Source organism: Microcoleus sp. PH2017_24_DOB_U_A (assembly GCF_020738205.1).
Taxonomy (GTDB): domain Bacteria; phylum Cyanobacteriota; class Cyanobacteriia; order Cyanobacteriales; family Microcoleaceae; genus Microcoleus.
Genome location: NZ_JAEQCT010000162.1, coordinates 1 through 9,244, shown reverse-complemented (window position 1 = coordinate 9,244; position 9,244 = coordinate 1). Strand labels below are relative to the sequence as shown.

The following is a 9,244-nucleotide window of genomic DNA, read 5'->3' as shown; positions in this document are numbered from 1 at the left end:
TAAAGCAGTAATTTCGTCTGAGTAATACATAAATTATGTTAGGATAAATGATTCAAATCAACAAATCATGGGCGACATAAGAATAACCAAGTAGGTATAATATTTGACATCCATACCGAAACATTAACCTATTCATATTCACTCATTTATTTATTATACATCGCTGATGTTATTAAATTTTCATTCCTAACTATGAGAAGTTCGGGATCGAGTGGTTAAACCGATCGTTGGAGTATAGAAACGAAGTCTCTACAGAATCTTAGCCACTTTAGCCTCATCGAGTGTCAACGGGGGGGCGATCGAGCTAAACTGAGAATTGAGGCAAACTTCGATGAAAAGTTTACCACGAGAGATAAATGGTGCTTTGGGCTTCATGAGAGCGAGGTTTGCGGGATACCGCCTTCACAGTCAGTAATGACGGTGTTCCTATCGCTACACAATCCGGGAAATTCCCGTATTGTGTCCCGTAAATGTATCTGTTCTCAAACTTCTTGGAAAAAATTGTTTTACCTAGAAGTGGGTCAAGCCCACTTTTTTTGTTGCATTAGTCGCAGGAAAAGAACTCAGGGCATCAGACTTGCGAGTTTAGGACTGATCCAGTAGGAGCAATCTTCCGGTGGTTCCCCCTTACCCCATATCTTGCCTAAGTCCTCAAGTTGAACCCGTGTCCGAGTTCAGGAGTTTTAGTTTAAGTATTCGATATGACTCATCCCCTAATCCCACAAATCATTGACTTAGCTACCCCCGTTGCAGAAACACTGGGATTGGAAGTAGTGGGAGCAGTGTTTCACACCAACCAAAATCCTCCCGTCTTGCGGGTAGACATCCGTAACCTCCAGCAAGACACCGGTTTAGCCGACTGCGAGCGGATGAGTACAGCCCTGGAAGTCGAGTTAGAGGCATCCGACATCATCCCCGACGCCTACGTGCTAGAGATTTCCAGTCCCGGAATATCCCGATTGCTCAGCAGCGATCGAGAATTCATTACTTTTAAAGGTTTCCCCGTCACACTCACAGCCACCGAACCCGACTCGCGAATCAAAGAGTGGAAAGGACTACTTGTGGGCAGGGATGAAACAACGGTTTATCTCAATCTAAAAGGGCGACAGGTTAAAATTCCCCGCCCTCAGATTGTCAAAGTTGAACTAGACGAAGGTAAGGAGTAAAAAAGGGGAATTTTGAATTTTGAGTTGTAGGGGCCGTACCCCCGTGTCTGCCCGATTTGAGTTTTGAGATTGCCTCGCAGGAAGCTAAAAATGCTTCGCTGCGAGTTAATTTTTAAGAATCACATCTTTAGCCACAGGGTTGAAGTAGAACAACCAATAAATTGTTGCAGCACCCAGATACCCTAATGCTATCTTTGTAACTCATCAATCATCAGTTATCACTTTTTTCAACAATTACCGACTGTCAATTACCAATCATCTATTTCCGATCGCAAGTTACGTATTGTCACATCAAAAAAAGGAGTGTTTTATATGTCAATGGTTCCCCTGCGCGGACTCAAAGAAATGATCGAAGGTATTAGCAAAGAGCGAAATTTACCCAAACACGCCGTCCAAGCAGCATTGCGAGAAGCCCTGCTTAAAGGATACGAACGCTACCGCCGCACCCAAAAACTCGACCACTTCAGCGAAGAATACTTCGACAATTTTGATGTAGAATTAGACGCAGAACAAGAAGGTTTTCGCGTTTTAGCTAACAAAACTATTGTCGAAGAAGTCGTCAATCCCGATCACGAAATAGCACTTTCTGAAGTACAAGAAGTAGCCACAGAAGCTCAGCCTGGGAGCATCGTACTCGTAGATGTAACACCCGATCAAAAAGAATTTGGTCGCATGGCAGCCATCCAGACCAAACAAGTCCTGGCTCAAAAACTGCGCGACCAACAGCGCAAAATGATTCAAGAAGAGTTTAAAGATTTAGAAGAAACTGTTCTTCAAGCAAGAGTGCTCAGGTTTGAGAGGCAGTCGGTAATTTTGGCAGTTACCAGCAGCTTCGGTCAGCCGGAAGTAGATGCCGAACTCCCCAAACGCGAACAGTTGCCTAACGACAATTACCGTGCGAACGCTACATTCAAGGTTTATCTCAAAAAAGTAGGCGAAGGTTCTACTAGAGGGCCGCAGTTACTTGTTTCTAGAGCAGACGCCGGTTTGGTGGTTTACCTGTTTGCTAACGAAGTACCAGAAATAGAAGATGGGGTGGTGAGGATTGTCGCCGTAGCTAGGGAGGCAAATCCGCCCTCCCGGCACGTCGGCCCTCGGACTAAAATAGCAGTAGATACTCTCGATCGCGATGTAGACCCCGTAGGAGCCTGCATCGGGGCGCGGGGATCGCGAATTCAGGTAGTAGTCAACGAATTGCGCGGCGAAAAAATAGACGTGATCCGCTGGTCTCCAGATCCTGCAACCTATATTGCTAACGCTCTGAGTCCAGCTAGAGTAGATGAAGTGCGTTTGGTTGCCCCAGAAGGGAGGCGCGCTCACATTTTGGTCGCGGAAGACCAACTGAGTCTTGCCATTGGTAAAGAAGGTCAGAACGTCCGCCTCGCAGCCCGCCTGACCGGTTGGAAAATCGATATCAAAGATATTGCTAAGTACGATCGCGACGCCGAAGACAGCAAACTGGCAGCAGAAGCAAGCAGGCTCGAAGAACTAGCAGGCGACGACTACGACGAAGAGGAAGGATCCGGCTACGACGGCGACGAGGAAACGGCAGAATTTGAGCAAGAGGAGCCAGCCACGGACGAAACCGCAGCCACAGTCTAAACACTGTGACATTCACTTTTATGTTTCTGGCACGGGAGACAAGGAGGACAATTCCCCTATTCCCCCCTCTCCCACTCTCTCAACTCTCCCCGAATCACTAGAAATGAAACCGAACTACCGGTGTTGCACAAGTTGTCGAAAAATAGCTCCTAAGGAAGCTTTTTGGCGAGTAGTCAGGCTCTATCCTTCTCATCAGGTACAATTAGATCGCGGCCTCGGTCGTTCCGCTTACCTTTGTCCGGCGAGCCAATGCCTCAAAGCAGCTCAGAAAAAAAATCGACTTGGGCGATCGCTCAAAGCGCCTGTGTCTGACGAACTGTACCAAACACTTTGGCAGCGTTTAGCCACATCTGACTGTACATCTGACTCGGAATCGATCGGGCACCAAACCGACAATAGTTCGGCCTCGACTGTATAAACCCTCTTGGCAGCCCTACCAGTAATTACCGGTAGCGCCAGCTCTAAAACCCCGATCCGATCTGCCCACCAGTCTGGAAAGATTTGTGTCAGATTAGATAAGGGTAGGGTACTAGCAGAGGTATCCTCAAGGTGGAAAGACAAACTTTAAAGATTGATTTGTGGCAGTTGCCAAAATTCAGACTTGACAGTTCTCGCTTTCCCAAAAAAAACTTGAGAATTCTCCAACCGCAGACTTCAGCGAATTGCATCTTTTAGATAAAATTGCTGAGCGAGTACCAAAACCCCGATTCTTGACACTGAATCAATCACAGCGAATGATGTCGTCATTAGAACAAAAAATCAAAATGTAAAAACTGGTTGGCACAAAAGAGGGCAGAGTGGATGAACAACGGCAAAGTAAGAATTTACGAATTATCACGGGAACTAAATTTGGATAATAAAGACATCTTGGCAGTTTGCGAGCGGCTCAATATTTCAGTAAAGAGCCACAGCAGCACAATTACAGAATCTGAAGCAGAGCGCATTCGCAAAACGGCGGAAAAATACGTAGCCAGCCACTCTACCCCCGGCAAGCCAGCTCCCCCCGAAAGAGCAGCAGCGCCATCTAGAGAATCTGGCCCTCATCCTAACGACCAACAAAAAAAGCAGCAAATTTTAGAAATACGCAGTCCAAAAGTACGGCCGGCTGGTGCTTCGTCCCAGCCCGCAGGCAACGAGGAGCAAAAAAACCAGCCAGGGGCCACCGTGGCCACTCCTCCCAAATCGCCAGCCTCTCAACAACTCCAGCCTCCAGCTAAACCAAATATCAATCGACCTGTACTCTCGAAGCCAAATGTCGCTGGAGCGGCGGCAGCTTCAGAAACAAGCTCGGAAACTGTAGGTGCGATCGCCCCGGAAACAAGCTCCCAGGCTCAAGCACCTGCGACACCTCAACCGCCGTCAGAAAAGGCTCCAGAACGCACCCCCCGCCCGCCGGTCGCCCCTCCAGCGCCGCCAGCAGGGGCAAAACTCACGTCGCCACCAGTCAGAGCGGCGTCCGAGCAGGCTGGCCGCAACCCACAAACTCTGGGAAACAAGCCGGTACTGAAACTGGCCAGAACCGATCAAGACCAATCAGAACAGGGAGAAACTCTGGAAGCGCCGGCGAAACCGAGCCGCCCCAGCAGACCTGCACCATCCGGTAGCGACGCTCAAAGACCTCGCCCAGGTGCTGGTGGGCCAGTGAAAACAGCACTTGCCGATCGACCGCAGCAGGGCGGCCCGCGCCGGAGCCTTGCCCCCGCAACGTCAGCCGCTGGGTTGCGTAGCCGGGGCGGTGACATTTCTGCCACCGGAGAAGACGCAGACGATGACGGAGACGATACGTCGTTGTTGCTGGATACTCTTCTCCTTCCCAAGCCGACTCTGCCAAAGCCAGCCAAAAAGACACAGGTCATTTGGGAAGAAGATGATGACGAAAACTCAGATGCTGCCAAAGCTGCCAAAGCAGCCAAGGCCAAAAATCGTCGCCTCAAACCCATAGACGAGGATGACGATGACTTAGAAAATGGCTTGGATATGCCAGCACCAGTCACCGTCAGCCTGTCTCTAGCCCGCCCAGCTAAGGCGAAGACACAAGCAGCACCCAAGTCAACACCAACTCCGGGCGCACCCGGTAGCAGCGGCAAAAATAAGAGACCGGGCCCTTCTCACGATAAAAGCTCTTCTGGTTCTTCCGGGGGACGCGGCAACCGGGGCAAAACAGCCGAAGCTAAGGTAGAACGTCCAGAAAAGCTGCTGCTGAGCAGACCGATGACCGTTCAAGAACTAGCAGTTACCTTGGCTGTTCCCGAAACCGAAATTATTAAGAGGCTGTTCTCTAAAGGTATTGCGGTCAACATTACCGAAACCCTGGACATTCCAGCGGTGAGAATGGTAGCCGAAGAAATGGGCGTAGAGGTAGAAACCCCAGAAATAGAAGAGCCAGCTACCAAAATCATCGAGATGATCGATGAGGCAGATTTGGAATACCTCCAGCGCCGTCCGCCAGTGGTAACGATTATGGGCCACGTGGATCACGGCAAAACTACTTTGCTAGACTCGATCCGCAAAACCAAGGTCGCTCAGGGAGAAGCTGGGGGTATTACCCAGCACATCGGTGCTTACCACGTGGATGTGGTACACGAAGGCAAGAGCCAGCAGGTGGTATTTTTGGATACGCCCGGTCACGAAGCCTTTACAGCTATGCGGGCTCGCGGTACGCGGGTGACAGACATTGCCATCTTGGTGGTGGCGGCGGACGACGGCGTGCGACCCCAGACAATTGAAGCTATCAGCCACGCGAAAGCGGCGAAAGTGCCAATTGTCGTGGCTATCAATAAAGTTGACAAGGAGGGCGCTCAGCCGGAACGGGTGAAGCAAGAGCTTACTGAGTACGGCTTGGTCGCAGATGACTGGGGCGGCGATGTGACGATGGTTCCAGTCAGCGCTATCCGAGGGGAAAACCTCGATACGCTGTTGGAAATGATTCTGACAGTCGCGGAAATGGAAGACCTCAACGCTAACCCGAACCGAGCGGCTAAGGGTACTGTAATTGAAGCTCACCTCGACAAGGCAAGGGGGCCAGTGGCAACTCTGCTGGTGCAAAATGGCACGCTGCGAGTGGGCGATATTGTGGTCGCAGGCTCTGCTCTGGGCAAGGTGCGGGCGATGATCGACGATCGCGGCGATCGCGTAGACCAAGCAAGTCCATCCTTCGCTGTGGAAGTGCTGGGGCTGCGGGAAGTACCGCAAGCTGGAGATGAGTTTGATGTCTTCGCTAACGAAAAAGAAGCAGCGGCGATCGCCAGCGGAAGAGCTACATCCCAAAGAGATTCGCGTCTACTTCAAGGTGGTCGGATCAGCCTCAGTGGCTTCTCTCAACAAGCTAAGGAAGGCGTTCTTAAGGAACTCAACTTGATCTTGAAGGCAGATGTCCAAGGCTCCCTGGAAGCCATTGTCGGTTCTCTGACCCAACTTCCTCAAAAAGAAGTTCAACTCCGATTGCTGCTATCTGCTCCTGGGGAAATCACAGAAACGGATATTGACCTGGCCTCCGCTAGTAATGCTGTGATTATCGGGTTCAATACTACTCTCGCCACCGGCGCTCGCCAAGCAGCCGACCAAGCGGGCGTAGACGTGCGGGAATACAGCATCATCTACAAACTCTTGGATGATATTCAAGGGGCGATGGAAGGACTGCTGGAACCCGAACTGGTGGAAGAACCTCTGGGTAAGGTGGAAGTGCGCGCTGTCTTCGCGATCGGTCGCGGGGCTGTGGCTGGATGCTACGTACTCGAAGGCAAGGTCATCCGCAACTGTAAGGTGCGGGTGCGCCGGGGCAACAATGTCGTTTACGAAGGTGTCCTTGACTCCCTCAAACGGATGAAGGAAGATGCCAAGGAAGTCAATACTGGCTATGAATGCGGTATTTCCTTGAGCGGGTTTAGCGACTGGGCGGAAGGCGATATTATTGAAGCCTACCGGATGGTTACTAAGCGCCGCACGCTATCTCAATAGTTTTGAGTTGTGAGTGTTGAGTTGGAAGAGAATTTTTGAGTGAAGGCAACTTGCATTGCCGATCGCTCCCAACTATTCTCTTCACTCAATACTCCCAAACTCATCGGACAGTTGACAGTTGACAGTTGACAGTTGGCAGTTGGCAGTTGGCAGTTGGCCGTTGGCAGTTGGCAGAATGAAATTCCTAATCGTCTTTACCCTTGCTGAAAATTCAAAATTTGCTCGCTCAAATAAGAATTACCGAAAGAAACCCGATTTCTGCTCGTAAGTCCTCGGTTTGATCGCTAAATATTTACTCCTCGCACCGGGTTTTAGAGTCAAGAGTGCGTCCAAGAATCTCAAAATTCAAAAGTCAAAACTCATATAGCAGTTCGATCGAAAAATGAGGTACGCTTGGGGTTTTCGGTAATCAGTAATCGGTAATCACCGAAAAGCTTGCGGTTCAAAAGCTGGTGCCGTGCCAATTACCAATTACCAATTACTAATTACCAATTACCAGACATACCTCATCTATTTTAGAAAGGCTATCATTCATAACTAATAATTAATTAAAGTGCGTTCTTTTTGGTCAGATCCTTTCTTGTGGATTCACCTTTCTGGGGTGGCTGCATTGCCGCTTTTCCTGGGACTGTGCTTGCTGGGACTCGCAGTGGGTTCTCCCACGCTCTCTGTCTGGTTAGAAGTGTTTTTAGTGGCTGTAGCAGGTATTGTTCCTGTGCTGTGGATGCAGTGGTTCCGCCCTTTTTACATTTTTAGTATTTTAGTCGTGGCCGTGAAACCGCAGAATTTAACTTCTGTGCAGCAGCAGATGCTGACTCGGTTTAAAACTAAATTAAATCAAGGAATTGCTCTTTTTATCGCTGTTTTGCTGGCAGTAATTTTGTGGCAGCTATATCGATTTGCTCCCCTTGCTGCTGGGGTGGCTCCCTTTCCTCCTTCCTGGCGGTGGGCTGGGTTGTTGTTGGCAGTTGCTGCTTTTTTAGCTAGCAATTTGTTTTTGCAGGTGTCTGCTAGTGTGATGGCTGTTTTGCTGACGCCGGAATCAGAATTTGCAGCGACAAAGCCTCATGTATTAGAAAACATTAGGCAGGATTTTACGATCGCACCTTGGCAAGTCGATCGACTTTTGCCAGCTTTTGCGGGCGAGACAACTGTCACTCCGGCTGCACCCGCAGAGTCAATGCCACCAGCAGAAGGCATCAAGAATGCGTCATCCAGCAGTACAGTCAACTCAGAACCTGCGGACACCAACGGCCCTACATCCCTAACCCAACAGTCGATCGAAAAGTGAAATAAAAAATTAATATCGACATAATTGTAGTTTAAGCTACTTTATTTGCGACAGATGTATGCAGTAAAAAAAATAGGTAATGCTCCGGCTCAGATAAAGATTATTAATACTCTTAATATTTAATATTTAATCGCAGGTTGTGGCTATTTTATATTGGCTATTTGGAGAAAAGAATCTATAATAGAGAGAGTCAAGGTAAGCTTTCAATCCTTACAGGGAATTCAAACAGAGGTATAACAATATGGCGAATTATCTACCGATCGCACAAGAACCTCAAGCCGCAGAGCCGATCGAGCTGTGCGAAGATTCTGAAATCTGGGGCAGCCTCAAATCCGCGATCGGGGCAAGTTCAGGGTTTCAACGCTGGCAGCTAGAACTCAATTTTGAGAGTCAACAGCAAAATTTCACCATCGATCAGCAGGTTCGATCCTATCTGCGGGAAACTTTAGAAACTTTGGCTTACTGAGCGTAGCAAAACCAGAGATTGTCATAGTTTGTGAAATTCAACGTCAAATTCCGCCCTATCCCCTCCAATATGCTATGGGAGTTAACTCTCAACTTCGGAGTTCAAATTGCAGGGGAGAGTATTTCTCCTACATAAGATTTATCTCAAGCGAACCAGAGTAAAGGGAAATCGGCAAATGCTTCGTTGTAACGCTGCCAAATTTGCTTCCGGCGCTGCAATTAGGGGGCGACTTGTTTGAGTTGATGAATGCCGATCGCAGCTTGCAGATCCATCATATTGTATTTAAAACCGATTTCCACCACTTGATAGTGCTTGTAACCCGAGTCGCCGAAGCGATTCCAAGCATCTTTGCTCATACCGTGCAGCGCTAAAATTTTCAGCCTGTTAGCGTCTTCTTGACGGCGGGCGAGAATCATGCCTCCTTCACCCGTGGTGATGTTTTTGGTGACATAAAAGCTGAAGCATCCGAAGTCACCAAATGTGCCTGCTTTCTTTCCCTTGTACTCTGTTTCGATCGCGTGAGCGCAGTCTTCAATCAACTTCAAATTGTGACGGCTAGCAATCTCACACAGCGCATCCATATCGCAGGGACAACCGGCGAAGTGAACCGGTAAAATTGCTTTAATTCTCGAAGTTATTTTAGCTTCGACTTCAGCCGGGTTAGAAACTGTAACTTAATTTATGGACAAAGCTACCCATCCTTGACTATTTGGGTAGCTTTGTCCGCAACTCGGGCGATCGCACGAGACTATTTGCCCCTGG

The 9,244-nt window shown here is 48.9% G+C and carries 7 protein-coding genes and 1 pseudogene; 6 read left to right on the top strand and 2 right to left on the bottom strand.

All coding sequences use genetic code 11. The annotated features are described in order from the left end of the window. Positions 1–249: 249 nt before the first annotated feature. Positions 250–375, bottom strand: a complete 126-nt coding sequence (locus tag JGK07_RS31515) for a hypothetical protein (protein WP_293184756.1) — start codon at positions 373–375, stop codon at positions 250–252. Between the two features lie 326 nt (positions 376–701). On the opposite strand from JGK07_RS31515, the gene rimP reads away from it, so the two are divergent. The 6 genes from rimP to JGK07_RS31485 all read left to right on the top strand — a co-directional run bounded on the left by rimP (position 702) and on the right by JGK07_RS31485 (position 8,482). Continuing rightward, on the top strand, positions 702–1,166 hold the full coding sequence (gene rimP / locus JGK07_RS31510; protein WP_293196906.1) for a ribosome maturation factor RimP: 465 nt from the start codon (positions 702–704) through the stop codon (positions 1,164–1,166). A 312-nt stretch (positions 1,167–1,478) separates the two neighbouring features. After that, entirely contained in the window at positions 1,479–2,768 is a 1,290-nt protein-coding gene (nusA, locus tag JGK07_RS31505; protein ID WP_293184751.1) for a transcription termination factor NusA, read from the top strand. A 103-nt stretch (positions 2,769–2,871) separates the two neighbouring features. Continuing rightward, on the top strand, positions 2,872–3,186 hold the full coding sequence (locus JGK07_RS31500) for a YlxR family protein (RefSeq protein ID WP_293148638.1): 315 nt from the start codon (positions 2,872–2,874) through the stop codon (positions 3,184–3,186). 383 nt (positions 3,187–3,569) lie between these two features. Continuing rightward, the gene (infB, locus tag JGK07_RS31495) at positions 3,570–6,725 is read left to right on the top strand and encodes a translation initiation factor IF-2 (protein WP_293184749.1); all 3,156 of its coding nucleotides are present in this window, start codon (positions 3,570–3,572) and stop codon (positions 6,723–6,725) included. Between the two features lie 553 nt (positions 6,726–7,278). Beyond that, a complete protein-coding gene (locus tag JGK07_RS31490; protein WP_293193669.1) occupies positions 7,279–8,016 on the top strand; it encodes a low-complexity tail membrane protein in 738 nt (245 codons plus the stop codon). Positions 8,017–8,257: 241 nt separating this feature from the next. Continuing rightward, complete coding sequence (locus JGK07_RS31485) at positions 8,258–8,482, top strand: hypothetical protein (protein ID WP_293184744.1); 225 nt, start codon at positions 8,258–8,260, stop codon at positions 8,480–8,482. A gap of 218 nt (positions 8,483–8,700) precedes the next feature. Here the strand turns inward: JGK07_RS31485 and JGK07_RS31480 are convergent. Then, positions 8,701–9,132: pseudogene (locus JGK07_RS31480) on the bottom strand (DegT/DnrJ/EryC1/StrS family aminotransferase); the annotation flags it as partial. Between the last annotated feature and the right edge of the window lie 112 nt (positions 9,133–9,244).